The sequence below is a fragment of the Turicibacter sanguinis genome (assembly GCF_013046825.1).
GTDB classification, from domain to species: Bacteria; Bacillota_I; Bacilli_A; order MOL361; family Turicibacteraceae; genus Turicibacter; species Turicibacter sanguinis.
In genome coordinates this window covers 1,822,047-1,844,562 of the sequence record NZ_CP053187.1, presented here as the reverse complement: position 1 = coordinate 1,844,562, position 22,516 = coordinate 1,822,047, and the positions used below count along the sequence as shown (strand labels likewise).

Annotated in this window: 20 protein-coding genes; 3 read left to right on the top strand and 17 right to left on the bottom strand. The window is 34.5% G+C overall.

Features of this window, described 5'->3' with window-relative positions; translation table 11 throughout:
- Window positions 1-100 precede the first annotated feature (100 nt).
- The 8 genes from HLK68_RS08900 to HLK68_RS08865 form a co-directional block, all read right to left on the bottom strand.
- Window positions 101-2,548: a glycogen/starch synthase gene (locus HLK68_RS08900; RefSeq protein ID WP_055165436.1), complete on the bottom strand. Its 2,448-nt coding sequence runs from the start codon at window positions 2,546-2,548 to the stop codon at window positions 101-103.
- 2 nt (window positions 2,549-2,550) lie between these two features.
- Entirely contained in the window at window positions 2,551-3,717 is a 1,167-nt protein-coding gene (locus tag HLK68_RS08895) for a glucose-1-phosphate adenylyltransferase (RefSeq protein WP_229059702.1), read from the bottom strand.
- Between the two features lie 17 nt (window positions 3,718-3,734).
- Window positions 3,735-5,645, bottom strand: a complete 1,911-nt coding sequence (glgB, locus tag HLK68_RS08890) for a 1,4-alpha-glucan branching protein GlgB (RefSeq protein WP_006784326.1) — start codon at window positions 5,643-5,645, stop codon at window positions 3,735-3,737.
- A 282-nt stretch (window positions 5,646-5,927) separates the two neighbouring features.
- Window positions 5,928-6,953 (bottom strand): YheC/YheD family protein, encoded by a 1,026-nt coding sequence (locus HLK68_RS08885; protein ID WP_006784327.1) that lies wholly within the window; start codon window positions 6,951-6,953, stop codon window positions 5,928-5,930.
- Window positions 6,954-7,125: 172 nt separating this feature from the next.
- Window positions 7,126-8,316 carry an ABC transporter permease gene (locus HLK68_RS08880; protein ID WP_082410084.1) on the bottom strand — a complete coding sequence of 397 codons (1,191 nt, stop codon included), beginning with the start codon at window positions 8,314-8,316 and terminating at the stop codon, window positions 7,126-7,128.
- Window positions 8,309-9,001 carry an ABC transporter ATP-binding protein gene (locus tag HLK68_RS08875; protein ID WP_009607012.1) on the bottom strand — a complete coding sequence of 231 codons (693 nt, stop codon included), beginning with the start codon at window positions 8,999-9,001 and terminating at the stop codon, window positions 8,309-8,311. The genes HLK68_RS08880 and HLK68_RS08875 overlap by 8 nt, the downstream gene beginning before the upstream one ends.
- Before the next feature lie 11 nt (window positions 9,002-9,012).
- Window positions 9,013-9,858 carry an efflux RND transporter periplasmic adaptor subunit gene (locus HLK68_RS08870; protein WP_006784330.1) on the bottom strand — a complete coding sequence of 282 codons (846 nt, stop codon included), beginning with the start codon at window positions 9,856-9,858 and terminating at the stop codon, window positions 9,013-9,015.
- Between the two features lie 165 nt (window positions 9,859-10,023).
- Window positions 10,024-10,350, bottom strand: coding sequence for a YunC family protein (locus HLK68_RS08865; protein ID WP_170837673.1), 327 nt, complete (start codon window positions 10,348-10,350; stop codon window positions 10,024-10,026).
- Window positions 10,351-10,484: 134 nt separating this feature from the next.
- On the opposite strand from HLK68_RS08865, the gene HLK68_RS08860 reads away from it, so the two are divergent.
- Window positions 10,485-10,946 (top strand): CBS domain-containing protein, encoded by a 462-nt coding sequence (locus HLK68_RS08860; RefSeq protein WP_006784332.1) that lies wholly within the window; start codon window positions 10,485-10,487, stop codon window positions 10,944-10,946.
- 90 nt (window positions 10,947-11,036) lie between these two features.
- On the opposite strand, the gene HLK68_RS08855 is transcribed toward HLK68_RS08860, so the two are convergent.
- The 6 genes from HLK68_RS08855 to sufC all read right to left on the bottom strand — a co-directional run bounded on the left by HLK68_RS08855 (window position 11,037) and on the right by sufC (window position 16,902).
- On the bottom strand, window positions 11,037-11,393 hold the full coding sequence (locus HLK68_RS08855; RefSeq protein WP_006784333.1) for a YgaP family membrane protein: 357 nt from the start codon (window positions 11,391-11,393) through the stop codon (window positions 11,037-11,039).
- A 240-nt stretch (window positions 11,394-11,633) separates the two neighbouring features.
- Window positions 11,634-13,055, bottom strand: a complete 1,422-nt coding sequence (sufB, locus tag HLK68_RS08850; protein WP_009606985.1) for a Fe-S cluster assembly protein SufB — start codon at window positions 13,053-13,055, stop codon at window positions 11,634-11,636.
- A 56-nt stretch (window positions 13,056-13,111) separates the two neighbouring features.
- Entirely contained in the window at window positions 13,112-13,552 is a 441-nt protein-coding gene (gene sufU / locus HLK68_RS08845) for a Fe-S cluster assembly sulfur transfer protein SufU (RefSeq protein WP_006784335.1), read from the bottom strand.
- Window positions 13,539-14,768, bottom strand: a complete 1,230-nt coding sequence (locus HLK68_RS08840) for a cysteine desulfurase (RefSeq protein ID WP_009607014.1) — start codon at window positions 14,766-14,768, stop codon at window positions 13,539-13,541. The genes sufU and HLK68_RS08840 overlap by 14 nt, the downstream gene beginning before the upstream one ends.
- Window positions 14,769-14,781: 13 nt before the next feature.
- The gene (gene sufD / locus HLK68_RS08835; protein ID WP_132942751.1) at window positions 14,782-15,996 is read right to left on the bottom strand and encodes a Fe-S cluster assembly protein SufD; all 1,215 of its coding nucleotides are present in this window, start codon (window positions 15,994-15,996) and stop codon (window positions 14,782-14,784) included.
- Between the two features lie 63 nt (window positions 15,997-16,059).
- A complete protein-coding gene (sufC, locus tag HLK68_RS08830) occupies window positions 16,060-16,902 on the bottom strand; it encodes a Fe-S cluster assembly ATPase SufC (protein WP_006784338.1) in 843 nt (280 codons plus the stop codon).
- Window positions 16,903-17,307: 405 nt separating this feature from the next.
- Here sufC and HLK68_RS08825 point away from each other — a divergent pair, with 405 nt between their 5' ends.
- Window positions 17,308-18,930 carry a Na/Pi cotransporter family protein gene (locus HLK68_RS08825; RefSeq protein WP_006784339.1) on the top strand — a complete coding sequence of 541 codons (1,623 nt, stop codon included), beginning with the start codon at window positions 17,308-17,310 and terminating at the stop codon, window positions 18,928-18,930.
- Between the two features lie 168 nt (window positions 18,931-19,098).
- Here HLK68_RS08825 and HLK68_RS08820 read toward each other — a convergent pair whose 3' ends face one another.
- The gene (locus HLK68_RS08820) at window positions 19,099-19,299 is read right to left on the bottom strand and encodes a hypothetical protein (protein ID WP_006784340.1); all 201 of its coding nucleotides are present in this window, start codon (window positions 19,297-19,299) and stop codon (window positions 19,099-19,101) included.
- Window positions 19,300-19,453: 154 nt separating this feature from the next.
- Between HLK68_RS08820 and HLK68_RS08815 the strand changes: the two genes are divergently transcribed.
- Window positions 19,454-20,407, top strand: a complete 954-nt coding sequence (locus HLK68_RS08815) for a Na/Pi cotransporter family protein (protein WP_006784341.1) — start codon at window positions 19,454-19,456, stop codon at window positions 20,405-20,407.
- Between the two features lie 113 nt (window positions 20,408-20,520).
- On the opposite strand, the gene HLK68_RS08810 is transcribed toward HLK68_RS08815, so the two are convergent.
- Together HLK68_RS08810 and HLK68_RS08805 are read right to left on the bottom strand one after the other, a co-directional pair.
- Window positions 20,521-21,147 (bottom strand): biliverdin-producing heme oxygenase, encoded by a 627-nt coding sequence (locus tag HLK68_RS08810; RefSeq protein ID WP_055165440.1) that lies wholly within the window; start codon window positions 21,145-21,147, stop codon window positions 20,521-20,523.
- Window positions 21,148-21,274: 127 nt separating this feature from the next.
- The gene (locus tag HLK68_RS08805) at window positions 21,275-22,510 is read right to left on the bottom strand and encodes an aminopeptidase P family protein (protein WP_006784343.1); all 1,236 of its coding nucleotides are present in this window, start codon (window positions 22,508-22,510) and stop codon (window positions 21,275-21,277) included.
- Between the last annotated feature and the right edge of the window lie 6 nt (window positions 22,511-22,516).

Sequence of the window (22,516 nt, the reverse complement as noted above, 5' to 3'; positions counted from 1 at the left end):
CTAACATTTTAAAGATTACTCATTAAGAAACAATTCTGAAAATAAAAAACTCATGATTTAACACGATCTCTTACCGTATTAAATCACAAGTTCCTCTAAACTATTCTTCATTTACTAAATGACGATATAAATTAATATATTTTTCCGTTGATTTTTTCCAACTCAAATCTTGTTCCATTGCACTTTTAACTAATTTCCCCCAGTGTTCTGGCATCCGATAAAATCCTAATGCTCGCTTAAGCGTAAACAACATATCATGCGCATTATAATGCGCAAAACCAAATCCATTTCCATATTGAATAAACTCATTATACGGAATAATCGTATCTTTCAAACCACCCGTTTCGCGCACAACGGGAATGGTCCCATACTTGAGTGCAATCATCTGGCTAATGCCACATGGTTCAAAGCGTGATGGCATGAGGAAAATATCACTTCCCGCATAAATCATCTGAGAATTATAGGAATGGAACCCTATGTTAACAGATACCTTAGTTGGATATTTTTCGGCCATTCTCCTAAAGAAGCTCGTATACTTCGCCTCTCCATCTCCAAGTAAAACAAACTGAATATCTTCACGAATTAATTCTTCAAATACTTTTAAAATCAAATCGAATCCTTTTTGTTCTACCATTCTCGTTACCATCCCGATAATCGGTACATTTGCATTCACGACTAATCCTAGCTCACGTTGCATCTGCATTTTATTTTCCTTTTTAACTTCTATTGTTTTAAAAGAGTAGCGCTTAAAGATACTTAAATCAGTAGCTGGATTATTATAATCATAGTTAATTCCATTTAAAATTCCGTGAAGATGATCTTTTCTTGCGACAATAAAACGGTCTAATCCTTCAGCAAAATAAGGATAACAAATTTCATTACAATACGTTTCGGACACTGTTGTAATTTCATCACTCATTACAATAGCGGTCTTCATAAAATTCACTTTTTCAAATAGCATAATTTCATTTGGAATCGTAGCTAGCGTTGAAATAACCCCTAAATCAGACACATCACAAATCCCTTGATAATGAATATTATGAATCGTGAAAACTGTTTTAGTATAAGCAAAATGATCAGACTGCTTCATAAATATATTTTTCATAAAAAACGGAACAAGTCCTGTTAACCAGTCATGACAATGAATGACATCATACTTCAGCCCACTCTTCTCAATAAAATCGAGTGCCACATAGCAGTATAATTCATATCGACGACAATCATCTGAATAGCCATATAAATTTTCACGTGATAATTCGCCATATGAAATAAAGAAATAGTTTACCCCTTCTTTTGAATAACGATAAACATCATAAGGAATCTCTAACTCATTAATTGCTATTAAGGATTGAAATTGATGAGTTAAATTTTCATTATAACGTTCAGCTAAAGAGCTTAAATAGGGTAAAATAACATCCACATTTAATCCTTGATTAATCAATTCTTTCGTTAAATCAGCAGTCACATCCGCTAAACCACCTGTTTTATAAAAGGGAACACATTCAGTTGAAATTTGGGCTACACTAATGCCTTTATTCCCCATCACACGTTGCCCCTTACCGATAATAACAGGTGCATAATCTTGACCACTTAATCGAGCTCCATCATTAATATAAGCATGCTTATCTGTAATCACATTATTAATAATACTATTTTCACCAATAATGGTCCTTGGTAAAATAACCGAATTTTTAACAACCGCACCTCGTTTAATCGTTACATCACGAAAAATAATACAATTTTCAACTTTTCCTTCAATATTACACCCATTTGCAATTAAGGAATTTGAAACATCGGCTTGTTTTTTATAAAACGTTGGTGATTCGTCCTTTGTTTTCGTTAATACAGGTCGCTCTAACAAGAAGATTTGAAATCCATACTCATAATGTAACATATCTAAATTAGCACGATAATACGACACAATGGATTCAATCGTTCTCGTATAAGTAGAATGGTGATAATGATTAACTTTTAAACCATCACACATTTCGACTAAATCTGTCACTGTCTGATACGGAGAAATCTCATACCGTAAAATTAAATCAATTAAGTACTCGCGAGATAGTACAAAAATACCAACTGAGCGATTTCGATAATAAACTTGTGTCACATCTGCTTTCGATTCAATATGAGATTGTAGTAATTTTTCAAAAGGAATAGATGTAATAATATTCGCATGGTACATCACAACATATTGTTGCCGTGATCGCATAAAATACTCAATATATTCCCTCATTCTCGCAAATGTCAATGTATTGGCCACGGCACTCACTTCTTTTTTGGGAGGCAATAAAAATAGGCCATCCACCTTACGATCAAGGCCCCAAAACTTGCCGGAACGAATATGATCACTTAAGGAATGATAGTCACCGTCTGGAAAGATTGATACGTTCGTAATGCCTGAATGCACTGCATTAGATAAAGCAAAATCAATTAATCGGTAGCGTCCTGCAAATGGTAAGGCGGCTACACAACGTTGATTTAATAAATTCTGCAACGATTGAGACGTATTGGTTCCATCAATTACACACAAGGCCTTATTCTTCACTCTCAATCCCCCCTACTTTGAGTTTCAAGTATTTCCTCAAGATTATCATGAGTCACAAGTAAAATTTCATCCTCACGACCAATCAATTCAGTATGCGCCGGAATAACGACTTCATCTCCAATAATTGCATACTTAATATAACAATCATGTTCGATAAATGCGCTCGTTAAAATCACACTATCTTCAACAACAGCACCTTTTTCAATCACACATCGATGAGCAACAATCGAATTATACACTTCGCCAAAAATCATGCATCCTTCATTCACCCAAGCATTCTTCACTTTAGCACCCTGAAGAATATGATGTGGGGGTAAATTTGGTGTTTTAGAAAAAATTGGCCAGCTATAATCGTGTAATTGTAGCTCATCTTGAGTGCCAAGTAAATCCATATGAGCCTTCCAATAACTTTCTACTGTTCCAACATCACGCCAATACCCTTCATACTCATATGCATAAACAGCGCTATCTGCTTCAATAAAATGTGGAATCACATCTTGAGCAAAATCAACACCTTCATACAAATGCTTGTAATATTTATGGACAATCTCCTCTTTAAACTTCTTCCAATTAAAAACATAAATTCCCATTGAAGCTAACTGACTATCCGTCTCCTTTGGCTTTTCCTCAAACTCAATAATTCGATTTTGATCGTTAACCTTTAACATTCCAAAACGACTGGTATCCTCTTTTGGAACACGAATCGTTGAAATCGTTAACTCAGCCTGCTTTTCAATATGATAGTCAATAAGTTTACGATAGTCCATTTTATAAATGTGATCTGCAGATAAGACAAGTAAATAATCAGGATCATACTGCTCAATAAACGGCATATTCATAATGACAGCTTCGGCCGTTCCACCTTGCCATAAAAATCCATAATCACGTGAAGTATATGGTCCCATAACCGTAACAGATGCTCCATGAACATCTAAATCCCACGAACTACCTTCTCCAATATAACTAATTAATTCTAGGGGTTCATACTGTGTTAGAACCCCTACTTGTTCAATCCCTGAATTCGTACAATTGCTTAAAACAAAATCAATCAATCGATACTTTCCAGCAAACGAAATAGCTGGTTTTGGACGATGAATCGTTAATTCTTTTAAGCGCGTCCCTTTTCCCCCGGCTAATATAATCGCCACAACATTGACAGCCAACCCCATCCCCCATTTCTTGTGTGTTAAGCTAGTTCAACTTCTAACCCTTCTTCTACCTCTGTTTCTTCTTCGAGTGGACGATATTTAAAAATCGTTGCTCCATAAGGTGGAATCGTTACTTCAATATAATATGGTTTCCCATGTGTCATCCCTTTTTTCGCCACTAATGGCAATCCATTATATTGATTTGAACCATGATAATAATCACGATCACTATTTAGGGCCTCTGTATACTCTCCAAAGCATGGAACCCCCACTCTATATTGATGATATGGAACTGGTTTAAAGTTTAGTACCACTACAACAAATTCATCCGCATTCTTACATTTACGGATATAAGAGAAAATACTCTGCTCATTATTATTCACATCAATCCATTCAAATCCTTCAAATGAGTGATCAAGTTCCCAAAGTGCTGGCTCATTTAAATACAATTTATTTAAATCTTTAATATAACGATTCGAAGCATCATGTGCCGGATATTTTAATAAATGCCAATCCACCTGTTCTTTATCTTTCCACTCATGAAACTGTGCAATTTCATTCGCCATAAAGTTCAATTTTTTCCCTGGCAACGTCATTTGATAGGTACATAGCAATCTAAATTGTGCAAGCTTTTGCCAGTAATCACCTGGTGCCTTATCCACTAATGATTTCTTTCCATGAACTACTTCATCGTGAGAGAATGGAAGAACGAAGTTTTCACTGTAAGCATAAGCCATTGCAAAAGTAATGTAATTGTGGTGATATGGGCGATAAATATTATCTAATTCAATGTAATCTAACGTATCATTCATCCATCCCATATTCCATTTATAACTAAAACCAAGTCCACCTACCGATACTGGTGCTGTTACTAACGGATAACTGGTTGAATCTTCAGCAATCATTAAAATCTTATCATCTTCTAAGAAAACTGCCTCATTTAACTTTTGAATAAACTCTACAGCGCCATGATTCACACCGCGAGACTTATTTCCATCCCAATAAATCATATTCGCAACCGCATCGACACGGAAACCATCTACGTGATAATACTTCATCCAAAAAAGAGCATTTGAAATTAAGAAACTGCGAACTGTTCCTTTACCTAAATCAAAGTTTCCTGTTCCCCATTCTGAAACGGCTACATCCTCATATGGATACTCATAGACTGCTTCTCCATCGAATTTAAATAAACCGTGAGCATCACGACAAAAATGTCCTGGTACCCAGTCCATAATGACCCCTATTCCCGCTTCATGACAACGATTAATTAACATCATTAAATCTTTTGGTTCACCATAACGACTACTTGCCGCATAGTATCCTGTTGCTTGATATCCCCATGACCCATCAAATGGATGCTCATATAAAGGCATCAATTCAATATGCGTATAACTATGCTCTAAAACATATTCAATTAACTCATCCATAATTTCAGTATAGCTATGAAACGTTTCAGACTCTACTAATTCTTTATTACGTCTCCAAGATCCTAAATGAAGTTCATAAATATTTAATGGCTCCTCAAAAATATTCGAAAATTGACGTTTTTTCGCCCACTCTGCATCTGTCCATTCAAACCCCTCAATATCATAAACAATAGAAGCCGTATTTGGACGTTGTTCCGCATAAAAGGCATATGGATCAGCCTTTAAAATGGTTTGACCAAAAGCCGTTACAATCTCATACTTATAGATAGAACCTTCACCAATTCCTGGAATAAACAATGACCAAATCCCATCATCTCTTCGCATCTCATGATGCGTTCCATTCCAATGATTAAAATCCCCTACTACACAAACTTTTGAAGCATGTGGTGCATAAACACAAAAATACGTTCCCAACACTTCTTCATTATCACGAACAACAAAAGATCCAAACTTCTTATATAGTTGTTTATGTGTTCCTTCATTAAATAAATAACGATCACCTGATGTAAATTCAATCATAATTGATATCCCCCTTGTTCATCATTCTGCTTACAGAATATATCTTTATTATAACTAATATCATCCCTGTAAAGGTATCCTTTTAAATTGTAAACATTTACATGTTTTTATTTAAGATACCCTTTTAAACATCTTTTTTATTATATCTAAAGCCAGGCGCTTGATTTGTCTAAATTTGTATTTAATTTGTTTTTATACGGTTTTTTCAGACAATTTTAATTAGATTTAACAAAAAAAATCTTCTAAAACGAAACTCGTCTTAAAAGACTTTCTTTGTTAAGCCTATTTAATTAAGGTGATAGCATACTCTACTAAATTTTTAGCAATCACGCTATCTTCATTTTCTGTAGGATAAATAAATCCTGGACGCCAATTGACTTCATAAATCCAAATATAATTTCGACTATCAATCCCAATATCAATTCCAAGTTCATCAAAGACTTGTTTTTTTTGTTGGATCTGTAACTGATCTAAATGTTTTGATAACTCAATTCCAAACACTTCAAGTGTTCGCTTTATTTGATATCTTTTTATCGAAAAATTTTGTGATAAAAATTCATAAGGTTCTACATACTTTCCACCACTCGCACAATTTGTTACAACACTCTTTGTCGTTGAAACCCGTGGAAATATGATAGGAGTTTGCCACTCTCCATCCTTATTTTTAATCATATGTAACCTTATATCATAAGCAAAACCATCTTTTGTTGTTGAATGAATATAAACCTGAATTAAATATTTACGTTTAGCCAATCGTTTTTTTATATAAGAAGCGAACCATCTTTCATTGTATTGATTAATATATCCTTTATCATTGATGATATATTCGTGCCCTTTTTTCTCTATGTATAATACATTTTCTCCCTGATGACCATTAATTGGTTTTAAAATGGCTTGATGATGCTTTGATAAAAATCGTTGAACATCTTCTACTTTATACACACTTTCTGTTGGAATTAAATACGATGTAAACTTTTTCGATTGTTTAATTCGCGTGTAAACTTCCATTTTATTACCGATTGGAACACTTGTAAAAGGAATTTTTTGTTTTAAAGCACTGATAATGTTATTATCAAATTTATGAGGGCTTCCTGCATTAATAATCACCTGTGGAAATGGAGATGTCACTCTTACCCATTCATCTTTTTGTAAGATATACCCATTAATTGTCTGTTCTTTTAAATCAACATCTTCAGTACCGAAATAAATCATTTCTACCTGCTGTGCTTTGGCTGCTTTGGCTACATATACAGCTTTCTCTACGTTTTGTGGATTTTTATTATGATGCAAAAATCCAATTAAGACCATATCTATCACTCTTTCTATTTGCAAACAGGATATTGTTGGAATCTATCCAAACGTTTAAAGCAAAGATATCCTGTATTAGGGGGACTAGTTACAAGTTTAAAAATAAGATAGTTTGCTCCTATTTTTAATATATGTCCTCCTCTAAAAAAAGGTATAGGTGATTGATAGACTTTTAACTTCTTCGTAAAGCATCAATGGGATTTAATTGACTTGCTTTTCTAGCAGGAGCTAAACCAAATATCACCCCTACCCCACCTGAAAATAGTAAAGCCAATGCAATCGAATTAGTAGAAATGCTCGGTGTAAATCCAATAATAAAGGCCACTACAAAAGCAATCATAACTCCGAGTACTAATCCTACAACTCCACCAAATAACGAAAGAAAAATCGACTCAATTAAAAACTGAAGTTGAATACTTCGAGGCTTTGCTCCTAAGGCTTTTTTAAGTCCGATTTCCATCGTACGCTCTGTGACAGAAACAAGCATCATATTCATAATCCCAATCCCTCCGACTAATAACGCAATCGAGGCAATCCCAACGAGCATCATGGTCATCATCGAATTCATACTTTGAATTGTATCAAGTAACCCCTCCATGTTAATGATGCTATAGCTATTCTCTTTGTAATTAAATGCTTGATTTAAAATTAGCTCAACTTTCCCAATAATTTCATCTACATTTGCATTATTTTGCATATAAACTTCAACATTATTAATACAATTGAGGCCCACTAATCCCATTAAATTTTGATACGGCACAATCACTCTATTTTCTGACTGCTTACCTGACATTGAAGACATCATATCCATTTGATCTGTTTTTTCTAAAACCCCAACAATCCGATAAGAAATTCCGTTAATTAACAGATACTGCCCAATCGGTTGTTCACCAAAATACAAGGTATCTGCAAGCGACTCGCTGACTAAAGCGACATTTGATTGTTGAGATAAATCAATCGAATTAAGTAATCGCCCACTTTTTAATGCCAACTGATTATACTTAAAGTATGAAGCATTTTTTCCTTCGATTGTCACTTTATCATGGACTTGTCCGTTTCCTACAACAGAGGTTGTCGTGCTTATTGTCGGAGATATACCATTAACCCCATCAATATCGGCTAATAATTGTACTTCATAATCGGTTAATCCTTTTTTTAATGGCGTGCCTTTTGCTTGAATCGTTAATTTATTTGCACCTAGTTCAGAAAATTGACTTGTCACTTCCATTGTTACGCCTTCTACAATCGAGATAAGGGCAATAATTGAGCTAACTCCAATTACAATCCCTAAAATCGTTAAAAAGGAACGCATTTTATTATAAATGATATTTTGCCAAGACATAATGATACTTTCTTTAAACACGATTTATCACCTCCTCTAAGAGGTTTCCATCTAAAATCCGCACGATTCTTGATGCTTCTTTGGCAATCGTTTCATCATGTGTAATCATAATAATTGTCCGACCTTCTTGATTTAATTCTTTAAATAATGACATCACCTGATGGCTTGTTTTTTGATCCAATGCTCCAGTCGGTTCATCTGCTAATAAAATCGTTGGATTTGTAGAAATAGCTCTTGCAATCGCAACACGTTGTTGTTGCCCACCAGATAATTGATTAGGATAGTGATGGATACGATTAGCAAGTCCAACTCGTTCAAGCATTTCCTTTGCTCTTACTTTTCGTTCATGTGATGGAATTCCTGCATATATCATTGGAAGCTCAACGTTTTGTAAAGCCGTCAATCTTGGTAGCAATTGAAACGATTGGAAAACAAATCCAATTTCATGACTACGAATATCCGCCAATTCATTTTCATTTAAATCTTTAATATCTTGTCCTGATAAAATATATGAACCACTGGTCGAACAGTCTAAGCAGCCAATAATATTCATCATCGTCGATTTTCCAGAACCAGATGGCCCTAAAATAGAGACAAATTCTCCTTCATTAACACGGAAGTTAATGCCTTTTAAAACAACTTGCTCCTCATCCCCTAGCACATAGGACTTGACTATACTTTTCATTGATAGAATTTCTTCTGACATCTGATTCACCTCTATTTATTCGAGTGCTTCATCATTTCAAAAGGGGTCTTAATTTCGATAGCTTTAGGAACTAGTATGTCCTCACCTTGATTAACGCCACTCAACACTTGCACATAGACACCATCACTGATCCCAACCGTAATATCTTTGCTTATCACTTCATCATTTTCATTTTGGTAATAAACATAAGGTGTTTCATCCGATTTAAATTGAATAGCATCCATCGGTAAAACAATGGCATCTGTCACACTTTCATTGACAAGCTTCACTTCTGATGACATTCCAATATATAAATTCGCATTTTCTTCGATATCAACTGTCGCTATAAAGTAGGCAATCCCACTACTGATTTGTGCTTCTTTCGTCACATGAGAGATACTACCAGAATAATCTTGATTTAACGCATTCACATGAACACTCACTTCTTTTCCAACCGATACCGGGATAATATTATATTCATCCACCTTAACTTTAATCTGTAAGTGTTCATAATCCGTCACATCTACTAGAGGGGTACCACTTGTCACTAAATCTCCCTCACGTACATAAATCGTTGACACTTCACCTGATACGCTTGCTTCTAATTTCATACCTTGAGACGTTGTTAATAATACTTCTCCTTTTTCAACCCACTGTCCCTCTTCAACTAGAATTTCATTTACTTGAAACATTGTTGTTGAAATTAAGGACTGTGCATCTTTTGCTTCGACATTCCCGCTAAAACTATAATAGGTCGTCAAATCTTGCGTTGTTGCCTGCACATGATCGTATAACACGTCTTTTGGACGACTTAAAAGAAATCCTCCTAACACTAAAATGACAACTAATACTAGTAACCAACCAATCCATTTCTTCATTCAATTCACCTCTATTATAACGAAATCAATGAGTATCCTTTTGACCTTTAGATTAATAGCGTCAAAAATTTACCAAAATACTATTCATTCTTTAGAGTGAACAATTACCTAAAAAGTATGCAAAAAAGACTGTTTTTTCCATTGAAAACAGTCTTTTAAAATTTATTATTCTTCTAAACTTTTAGCCATTAGAACTAGGGCATCTCTACCAATCGTTCCAACCTTAATTCCCATTTCATCAGCTGCAACCGTTACCTTGGCAAGTGGAGCATCTAAAAGTTGTTCAATACTACGAACCCCTTCTGCGCGTCCTGCAATAATTTTACGTGCAATTAATTTAGGAGAATTGTTAAAGAAATCAATATCGAGTGCAGCACACATGATATATCCTACTTTTTCATGTGACACGATAAAGAGAGTTGTTTTAGGTAACTCTACCTCATAAGTTAAAAATTCATAACCTTCAATGTTAATTTTATTTACATGTAACACTTCAATCACCTCTCTATAATCTATACAAAAAGCCTAGTTTAGTGACACTATTTTATGTTTTCTAGAAATAAAAGCATAACTCATCTTTGATTGAGTAAACTAAAAACGAAATTTAAATACAAGGAGTTTTGTTTATGGAAGTAAAACAATTTATGACCGATGGCATTGAAGCCTTAACACCAACTGAAACGGTTCTTAACGCCTCTCGTCTTATGAAAAAACATAATGTCGGTTCGATTCCTGTCATCGATGAAAACTCAAAAGTCATTGGACTAGTAACAGACCGCGATATTGTCATTCGTGTATTTGCTGATATTCTTCCGATGAGTACCAAAATTGAAGATATCATGACTCATCCAGTTTATACAATTGAACAACATTCAGAAGTTGGATTAGCAATCTCTTTAATGGCAGATAAACAGGTTAGACGTCTCCCAGTCGTCGATCATGATCAAAAATTAGTAGGAATGATTTCTCTTGGAGATCTTGCCGTTCATCAACTAACCGATGGAAGAGCAGAAATAGCTTTAAAAGAAATTTCTGAACCTAATACGAATCCAAACCGAGATTTAGAGGTAGATGATTTTCCACTATAAAATAAAAAGAAATTGAGACTTTCTCAGCTTCTTTTTACATCCTAAAAAAACACCACTTGTTTAAAATGACAAGTGGTGCTCTTTTTTTAACTACATTCCTTCTTCTGCGTAATCTTCGATATCGTGATGGCAACAATGACAATCATGTTCATCTTCTAATTCATCATAATCATCAAAGTCATCGTCACATCCACAACCGCAAGCATCATCGATAGCACATTCTAACGCTTCTTCAAGTAAAACCTCTTCTAACAATTCATCGTCGCTTAGTGTTGTAAAATGACATAAATCAAGGATTGGACAATAACGAGTAATCCCTTCGGCTACTTTCATACTACCCATAGCCGCTAACCATCCTTTATGTTTCATAATCCCTAAACTAATCATCATTAAACCGGCACTAATACGAACATATGAATCTAGGCGTCCAACATTTTTTTGACACATAATAATCACTCCTTTCTTTTATAGTTTTAGTTTTTTCGACAAGTTCATACAAAAACAAAATTAACAGTTTCAAGAAAAAAAGCTAGTAGACAGAATTGCCTACTAGCTTTTGTATATTTTTAAAACGATCACTAAAACATTAAGTATAAAAGAAATCAGAAGGTAGATTGATTATTCTTCTCGACCTTTTAAATAACACTAACTGAGCGTTTGTGTAGTTTAAATCACCTTTACTCAGGATTAGCCAATCGATCCGTTCATTTCTAGTTTTAATAATTGGTTAAGTTCGACTGCGTATTCCATTGGTAATTCTTTTGCGAATGGTTCAATGAATCCCATAACAATCATTTCTGTTGCTTGCTCTTCCGTTAAACCACGGCTCATTAGGTAGAATAATTGTTCTTCAGAGACTTTTGAAACAGTTGCTTCATGTTGAATAGTTACATCATCATTTTTAACGATGTTATAAGGAATTGTATCTGATTTAGAAACATTATCTAAGATGAGTGTGTCACATTCAACGTGTGATTTAGCACCTTTTGCATTTTTCCCATGTTCAACAATTCCACGGTATGTTACATTTCCACCATTACGTGATAATGATTTAGAGATAATTGTTGAAGATGTATTAGGGGCTAAGTGAATCATTTTAGCTCCTGCATCTTGAATTTGTCCCTCTCCAGCGAAAGCAATCGAAATAGTTGTTCCTTTTGCTCCTTCTCCTTTTAAGACACATGCAGGATATTTCATTGTAATTTTTGAACCGATATTTCCATCAATCCATTCCATATGTGCATAATCTTCACATACGGCACGTTTTGTTACTAAATTTAGGATATTATTTGACCAGTTTTGAATCGTCGAATAACGGCAACGTCCACCTTTACGAATATAAATTTCAACGACAGCCGAGTGTAATGAATCTGCTGAATAGGTTGGTGCTGTACATCCCTCTACATAGTGAATGTCTGCTCCCTCATCAACAATAATTAATGTACGCTCAAATTGCCCCATACTTTCTGTATTAATACGGAAATATGATTGTAATGGTTTTTCAATCTTAACACCTTTAGGAACATAAATAAATGATCCACCTGACCATACGGCACTGTTTAACGCTGAGAACTTATTGTCTGCATACGAGATAACTTTTCCAAAATATTCTTTGAATAAATCAGGATATTGCTTTAAAGCTGAATCTGTATCCATGAAGATAACACCAGCTTCTTCTAATTCTTTTTGATTATTATGATAAACAACCTCTGATTCATATTGAGTTGAAACTCCTGATAAGAATTTTGCTTCTGCTTCAGGAATTCCTAATTTGTCAAACGTGTCTTTGATTTCATCTGGAACTTCATCCCAACTATTTTCAGTTTTTTCAGATGGTTTAATATAATATGTATAATCATCAAAATTAATTTCAGATAAATCCGGTCCCCATTCAGGCATTGGAGTTTTCGCAAAATGATTATATGCTTTTAAGCGATACTCTAACATCCACTCAGGTTCACCTTTAATTTCAGAAATTTCACGGACAACTGCTTCTGAAATTCCCTTACCTGTATCTTTGATATTTTTATAGTCCGTTTTAAATCCGTACTTATAATCGGTTACGATGCCTTCAATTTCGTGTTTTTTCTCTTGTACTTCAGCACTCACCCGGTAACCCTCCATTTCATTTTGGCGTCTCACCACTCAATAGAAATTAAGTGGTGTTATTTTTTCATTTCATTTAATGCTTGCTCAGCAGCTTTCCATGAAATGGTTGCACATTTTACACGTGCCGGGAATTTAGAAACACCTTGATAAACAGGTGCATCTCCCATATCTAAATCTTCATCAAACTCATTACCTTTGACAAGTTCATAGAAGTTATTTGTAATCTCTTGAGCTTCTTCTAATGTTTTCTCTTTCAATGTTTGAGACATAACAGAAGCTGATGAACAACAAATAGAACATCCAGTTCCTTCATGACGTAGATCGATGATTTTTCCATCTTCAACTTTAACTTGAACTGTGATGTCATCTCCACAGGTTGGATTTTTTAAATGTACCTCATGATATCCATCTTGTTGTAATAATCCTTTATTACGTGGATTTTTATAATGGTCCATAATCACTTGGCGATATAATTGTTCTAAATTAGAAAAAGACACCGTCGAAAAACTCCTTTCCTTTTCGAGTGGCTTCAATAAATGCATCCACTTCTTCTTTTGTATTGTATAAATAGAAACTTGCACGAAGTGTTGCAGGTTGACACAACCATCCCATTAAAGGTTGAGCACAATGATGTCCTGCACGAACACATACTCCTTCGGCATCATAAATCGTAGCAGCATCATGAGGATGTACTCCATCAATATTGAATGAAATAATACCCGTTTTTGCATCTTTATTGAAAATGGTGATGCCTCCCAGCTCTTCTAACTTTTCTAAAGCATAACGACGTAATTCATATTCATGTTGTGCAATTTCATCAAATCCAATGGATTGTAAATAATCAATGGCCGCTCCAAGTCCAATCGCTCCTGCAATCACGGGTGTTCCCGCTTCAAAGCGGTATGGTGCATCTTTCCATGTTGAAGTTACTTCTCCAACAATATCAATCATTTCTCCACCAAATTCAATCGGTTCCATTGCATTTAATAATTCATATTTTCCGTATAATGCTCCAACACCTGTTGGTCCACACATTTTATGACCGCTGAATGATAGGAAATCACAATCTAAATCTTGAACATCAATTTTCATATGTGGAACAGCTTGTGCCGCATCAACTGAAACAATAGCCCCTACTTCATGTGCTAATGCTGTAATCTCTTTAATTGGTGAGATGTATCCCATTACATTTGAAACATAATTAATCGCAACAACTCTTGTTTTGTCACTTAATACTTTTTTAAAGTTTTCAACTGTAATATGTCCTGTTTCATCTAGTGGGATAAACTTAAGGACTGCCCCTGTTACACGAGCTACATGTTGCCAAGGTAAAAAACTACTGTGATGTTCAAGCTCTGAAACAATCACTTCGTCTCCTGGTTTTAAATTATATAACCCATAACTTTGAGCGACTAAGTTTAAAGCCTGAGTCGCTCCTTTTGTAAAGACAATCTCTTCTACTTTTTTAGCATTTAATAAATTCTTTACTTTTTCACGAGCTCCCTCATATAGTTCAGTCGCATCGTTACTTAATTGATAAACACCACGGTGCACGTTAGACGTTTTTTTCGTATTGTAATAATTAACTGCATCTGTCACGACTTGTGGTTTAAGCGTTGTAGCTCCGCTATCTAAATAAACAAGCGGACGACCATTCATTGTTTCTTTTAAAATAGGAAAATCTTCTCGAATGCGATTAATGTCTAATGTCATTTGATTCACCTCGTTACGCGTTGATTTTACGCGCAATTACTTTTTCAAATTCAGCTTTAATTGACTCGTTACGGATTTCATCAATAAATGGCATTAAGAACCCATAAATAATTAAGACTTCCGCTGCACGACGAGTTAATCCACGACTCATTAAATAATATAATTGTTCTTCATCAATTTTTCCAACACCAGCCGCATGTCCTGCTTTCACATCATACTCGTCAATTAAAAGAATTGGATTAGCATCAGCACGAGCCGTTTCTGATAAAATCATTGCACGACTTTCTTGTTGTGCATTAGAACCATTCATTCCTTTATGAATTTTCCCAATTCCATTAAATGTTAATTGAGCATCATCTTTAGAAATACCATGATTTACAATATGTCCCTCAGTAAACGGTGCTAAATGTTCAATATTAACCGTAATATTTTGTTTTTGTGAACCTTCTGCAATCGCTACTGTTTTCACTTCTGCGTGTGCCCCTTGTCCAACTAATGAAACTAAGTTTTCTGAAACTGTATTTCCATCATTTAAAGCTCCAAGAGAAACAAGAAGACGACCATTAGCCTCTACCCTTGCTTTGCGTAAATTGTAAGCTAATGTCTCACTCGTTAAGCGATCCATTGCCGCATAGTCAACTTGAGCATTTTCTTTTACAACAGTTTCTGAGATGACATTAATGTTTCCTGAAACTGTGTTGCAGTAGTTTTCAATGTATTTGAATTCAGAATTTGGCTCCGCCACAATCAGAGTGTGATTAAATAAAGAACCATTTTCTTGTAAATAGATAACGTTTAAGGCTTCTTTGACCACTTTATTTTTAGGGACGTGAATAAATAATCCACTATTTAAATGTGCCATATGTAATGCTGTTAAACGATTTGTGTCAACCGACGCTACGTTCATAAAGTAAGGTTTAAAAATCGCTTCATGTTTCGTTAGTGCCTCTTCTAAATTAGCAATAATAACTCCATCAAAAGCTATTCCTAAATTTTGATACACGATCTTTCCATCGCATAAAATCACAACATTTTGATCTTCAGTTGATACTAAATGTGCCACAGCACTCGGAATTTCATTGTTATATGTAGATGGTGTTTGAACTTCAATAGCTTCAAACGCCCAGTTTTTTATTATTGTACGGTCTGCTTTTGGTAATTTTAAAGACGGCATAACAGACTGCGCCTCTGTTTGCATCTGTTGTACCCATGTTGGTAACTGTATCATCAGTTCTTTGCCCCTTTCATCTATAACATTAATTTATTGTTTTTTTCAATCAAGCACTAATTGTTATAGATCTAACATTTCCTTAGTTGCACAAGTTCCGATTGAAACCACTTTGCGACCTTCTTCAGGAATGATCACACGTTCATCTTCAATTCCTAATTCTTTTTTAATCCAATCGTATCCTTCACGATCGATACGTTCAATTAACTCAGGTCCACCAGAACGAACGATACGACCTTTCATCATAATGTGAACGAAATCTGGTTTAATGTGGTCTAATAAACGTTGATAGTGAGTGATTAATAAGCATCCAAAGTTTTCAGAACGCATTGAGTTAACAGCTTCTCCAACAATACGTAATGCATCAACGTCAAGCCCTGAATCAATCTCATCTAAAATTGCAATGTTTGGTTTTAACATCATCATTTGTAAGATTTCATTACGTTTTTTCTCTCCACCAGAGAATCCTTCATTTAAATAACGGTGAGGTAAATCTTCACGCATTTCAAGTTTTGTAACGCTCTTATCTAATTCACGGATAAATTTAAATAAAGGAACGTCTTTTCCTTCTTCCATACGTGTTTGCATGGCTGTACGTAAGAAGTCTGAGTTTGTCACACCTGGAACTTCTGCAGGATATTGCATCGCTAAGAATAATCCGGCACGAGCACGCTCATCAACTGACATCGCTAATACATCTTCACCATTTAATGTAACATTTCCACTTGTTACTTTATATTTAGGATGCCCCATAATGGTTGAAGATAGTGTTGATTTACCTGTCCCATTAGGACCCATAATCGCATGAACTTCTCCACCCTTAATTTCTAAATTTACGCCTTTTAAAATTTCTTTATCTTCAACATTTGCACGTAATTCTGATATGTTTAAAACAGGTTTTTGCATGTTTTATTTCCTCCACTCAAATCAATTAACTTTTCAAAGTAACTTTATTATACTAAATTCACATTCCAAAACCAAATGATATAATAATCTTCTTCTTGAATCCAGTCAATTTGTAATTAATCTCTATTAGTTTTCGATATAAAAGTTGTATACATACGCGTTTTTTTATCAAAATTAATTTAACATGTAAAATTTTATCCTATTAATAACGCATTTTTCTCAGTTACACAAATTGATAATTATACCTTTTTTTTGTGTTTTTTTAACACAAAAAATTAAAATATTTAAAAAATTATAAATTCAATTTAAAATGACTCCAAATATGAGTCTTTATTACTAACATATTATTTTCAATTGTAGGATTTTGTAGTATGATTGAACAGGATAAAATATGGAGGTTACTGTATGTCGGATTACATCAACATCTTTTTAGGTCTATTTAGTGGACTAGCCCTATTCCTATTTGGAATGGAGTTTATGGGAGATGGTCTTGAAAATGCAGCTGGTTCAAAGCTGAAATCATTCTTCGATAAAGCCATCACGAATCCATTAAAAGGGGCATTAGTAGGAACAATCGTCACAGCAATTATTCAAAGTAGTAGTGCTACAACCGTTATGGTCGTTGGTTTCGTAAACGCTGGATTAATGAGCCTATACCAAGCAGTAGGGGTCATTATGGGGGCTAATATTGGAACAACAATTACAGGTCAATTAATTACATTCAAAATCGATGACTATATTCCACTATTTATTATCATCGGGGCTGCACTAATCCTATTCATGAAGCAACAAAACCGAAAAGAAATCGGAAAAATTATCTTCGGATTCGGTTTACTATTCATGGGATTAACAGCAATGAAGGATGCAATGAGTCCAATTGCTCAAACAACATTCTTCCAAGACTTAATTATAGCCCTTGAAGGAAATATGTTCTTAGGAATTTTAGTCGGGGCCGTTATGACTGCTGTCGTTCAAAGTTCTTCGGCTTCAACAGCGATTTTATTATCATTAGCCGCAACAGGAGCAATTAGTTTGCAAGTTGCAATTCCTATCCTATTTGGTAATAATATCGGAACATGTGTTACTGCTTTACTATCAAGTTTAAATGCAAATAAAGTTGCCAAAAAAGCGGCTTTCATTCACTTGTCATTTAACTTAATTGGAACCCTGATTTTCTTACCACTAATCGGTATCTTATCAAATATCGTGACTCATATGGGTGGTGACATTGATAAGCAAATCGCAAATGCTCATACAATCTTCAACGTTGTAAATGCGATTATCTTACTACCTTTTGCTGGTGTATTTGTTAAGTTAGCTAACTTAGCACTTAAAGACAAAGAAGGTGAACAAGCGTCTATTAATCGCCTTGACCGTCGTTTCTTAGAAACTCCTGCCATTGCATTTGAGCAAGCTTTCCAAGAAAGCTTAACCATGTATGATCTAGCGAAAGAAAACTTAACGCTAGCAACTAATGCATTAATGGATGGAAAAACTACAGACTACAGAAAAATATATGAAAATGAATCAGAAATCAATCGTATGGAACGTGATCTTTCTTCTTTCTTAGTTTCGATTTCATCACACGATATCACAGAGGTAGATACAAATCGTATTGCTTCGATGATTAAGATTGTAAGTGATATTGAACGTATCGGAGATCATAGTAAAAACATTGCAGAGCTTGCTGAAGAAGTGGCAACAAGTAAATTATCATTCACATCTGACGCAATTGAAGAATTAAAATTAATGTATAACTACACATTAGAATCTATTAATTCATCTTATGCAAGTTACAAAAACAACAACCGTCAAAAAGCAAATGATACGGTGATTTTTGAAGAGAATATCGATCGCTTAGAAGAATTATTACGTGATAAACACATTAAGCGTTTAAGTGAAAATAAATGTAATGCTCATAGTGGTGCCGTATTCTTAGATGCTATTTCAAACTTTGAACGTATCGGAGACCACTCAATCAATATCGCTGAATATATCTTAAACTTAAGTGATAATTCAATCAAATAAACCATAAAAAAACAAGCTAAATTTACGTTAGCTTGTTTTTTTTATCTATATAAAAACGAGTTTTATTCCACAATTAGAAATCAGTCTCAATACTTAATCTTTTTAGTCCTAAGTTCCCTTATCGTTTAGATAAAAGGTTTCTAAGTGTGAAAGACTTATCTAGACTTATCAATATGAAATACCAAAAACTAAATCCATTTGTCTTAACACATCTTGCGATTCTTCATAACTGCGAATCGGATAATGTTTGAACAACTCTAATGTGTTCAGTTGAATTTGGCAAACTAATTGATCGGTATAACTTCCATTTTCCATTCGTTTCATTAACATATCTTCAATTTCTATCATTTTAAATAAAATATTATTCATTAAACGTCATCCCTTTCTCTTCGACTACCTCATTATGGACAAGAATTTTCATTTTTAATCAAAAGTTCGATAATAATTAGTCGAGCGAAAGATAGACTATTTTAAAAATCAAGATCGTACACTCTAAAAAGAACTCAATTTTTGGAGGTACATTATGCACACCATCCCGATTATTTTAAACTTATTATGTGGGTTACTCATATTCTTGTATGGAATGAGACAAATGAGTCACGCTCTTAAATCACTAGCTGGAGATAAACTAAAGACCATCTTCAAAACAACCATTACCTCCCCTTATAAAGGGGCGCTCCTTGGTGCGATTTTCACAGCGCTCGTTCAAAGTAGCTCAGCTATTACTGTATTAGTTGTCGGACTCGTTGATTCAGGTCTGATGAGCTTATTACAAGCCACAGGTGTTATTATGGGAGCCAATCTTGGAACCACTGTGACGACACAATTAATCACCTTAAATTTAACGGATTTTATTCCTTACTTTATCTGCGTAGGAACCTGTATCATTGTCTGCTTTAAAAAAAGACCCTTTCACCAAATTGGATATTTTTTATTTAGCTTTGGACTATTATTTCTTGGGCTTCAAATGGTTAAAACAGCCATGAGCCCGATTGTTGAGTCTACCCTCTTTCAACAATTGATTTTCAACGTCCAAGGCAATCTTATCCTTTGTCTACTTCTTGGAATGTCGATTACTTTCCTCATCCAGAGTTCATCTGCATCCACCGCTATCCTTATTTCACTTGTTTCCACCGGTGCGATTTCTTTATATACCGCAATTCCTATTTTATTTGGACATGAAATTGGAACTTGTATGACAGCCATATTATCAAGTTTAGGAGGAAATACAGCTGGAAAACAAGCGGCACTGATTCACTTTACTTTTAACTTGGTAGGAACACTACTCTTTCTGCCATTCATTAGCCTACTCATCGACTTTACCGCCACCTTTAGTCCGTCTCCTGAACGTCAAATCGCCAATGCTCAACTTGTCTTTAATCTCGTCACCGTCCTACTATTTTTACCTTTCTCTAAATACTTCGTTAAATTTGCCACCACTATTTTTAAAGATCGAAAAAAGGGAGTCCGTCTCTAAGACGAACTCCCTTTTTATTTTACAAACGCTTGGTATTCTATTTCTATTATAGGTATTCCATTTAATATTTTCTCAAAACATTGCTTAGCTCAATTAAGATTAATCCATTCATCTTATTTTAACTTTGCATCTAATTCATTTGAAATAGCTAAGTTATAGATATAAGCATTGTTAACTTCATTAATAAAATCAATCTTCATCTCATCAGATAGTTGAATATCCGCTAACATGTTGTGATATTTCATCACGTATCCTCGTAAATCATTAATTTCTGGGAATTGATAATAATTTAAAGCTCGTTGGTCAATTTTATAGCTTGTACTTAAGAGGGATAAGAACATACGTCCTCCAAATAAATCAGCTAAAAATCTTGTATAAGCATAAGCAACCACTAATTCAGGTTGTGAGGTTGATAAAGCTTCAATTTTGGCCACACATGCTTCCGTTGATGCTAATGGTTGCATTGATGATAATTTATCTCCTAATAAAAAGGCTAAATCTTGACGCATTAATTCAGAACGATATAGTTCTTTTGTCACAAATGGTTTGACGACTTCATTTTGTTCATTTTCATCAAGTGCCTTTTCAATGGCTTGATACATTTTTTCTAGATTATAAAGGTACTCTGCATATCCCTCAACCGATGCCTCTCCATCTACTAACTTCTTAATATATCCTGTATGTTCTGCTGCACTATGTAGTAAAGACGTTTTTTCTCTAATGTCCATCATAAATTTCATTTCAATCACCTCATTTAGTTATAATTGATAATTATTATCAACTACTGTAATTAAAGTTTACCAACAATGATAATTATTATCAAATAATATGCACAAAAAAACATCTCTGTGCGAGATGTTTTTTTATTTAGTTCATAAAGGCTTCAATGTCTTCGATTGATTTAATGATATCTTTTGATAAGTTTTCATATCCATCTTCTGTAACTAAGATATCATCTTCAATACGAATTCCGATTCCTTCTTCTTCAATGTATAATCCTGGTTCAATCGTAATAACCATACCTGGTTGTAAGACACCCCCACGACCTCCAACATCATGTGTATCAAGTCCTAAATAGTGTCCGATTCCATGGTAGTAGTAACGTGAAACTTCCTCATCTTTTTCAATTAAGCCAAGTTTTTTACATCCTTCAGCTAATTTACGACGGGCAAACTCATTAACTTCTGCCATTGGAAGACCCGGTTTAATAATTTCGATGGTTGCTAATTGTGCGTCTAAAACTGCTTGATAAACGGCGCGTTGACGATCCGTGAACTTTCCGTTAATCGGGAAGGTACGTGAAATGTCTGAACAGTAATAATTCCACTCACATCCAAGGTCAAATAAAATTAAATCTCCGTCTTGGCACACAGAATCATTTTTATCATAATGAAGCACTGTTGCATTAACTCCTGAAGCTGCAATCGTATGGAATGAGGTTTTCTTAACCCCTTCCGTTTTAATTGCAAAATCATAATGTGCTTCTAATTGATACTCAAGCATCCCAGGCTTTGAAGCTTTCATTAAGCTTTCAATCCCGATTCGTGTTTTTTCAATCGCTGTACGCATATTTTCAATTTCATCTTCTGACTTAATTAAACGTAATTTCGTAATATCATGATAAACATTTTCAAGACGTACAAATGGATATTTCTCTTTTAATTGTTTAGCAAATTCAATTTGCACTGTATCAGGATGATGATATGAACCGCGCTCTAAATCTAAATAAATGGATTCAATGCGGTCATTTAATAGCCAGCGTCCTAAAACATTTTCTAATTCACAAATTGGTAAGATACTTTTAATTCCTGAAATCTCATGCGCCTCTTCTTTGCTTAAACGTTTTCCAGTCCATTTTTCTTCGACTTCTGAAACAGTCTCAATGAATAAATGATGTTCAATCACACCATTCATTTTCTTTAAAACATAAGCCATTTTAGGGCGGTCAATATTCGTTAAATAATAAAAATTACGTTGTGGTGTATAAGTATAACGTTGATCTCCTGAACTAACCGGAGCCTCTCCCGAGAATAATACAATAATAGAATCGTCTTTAATATTAGCTCCTAGCTTACGACGACGAGACTTTAATATTTCGATCATCATTAA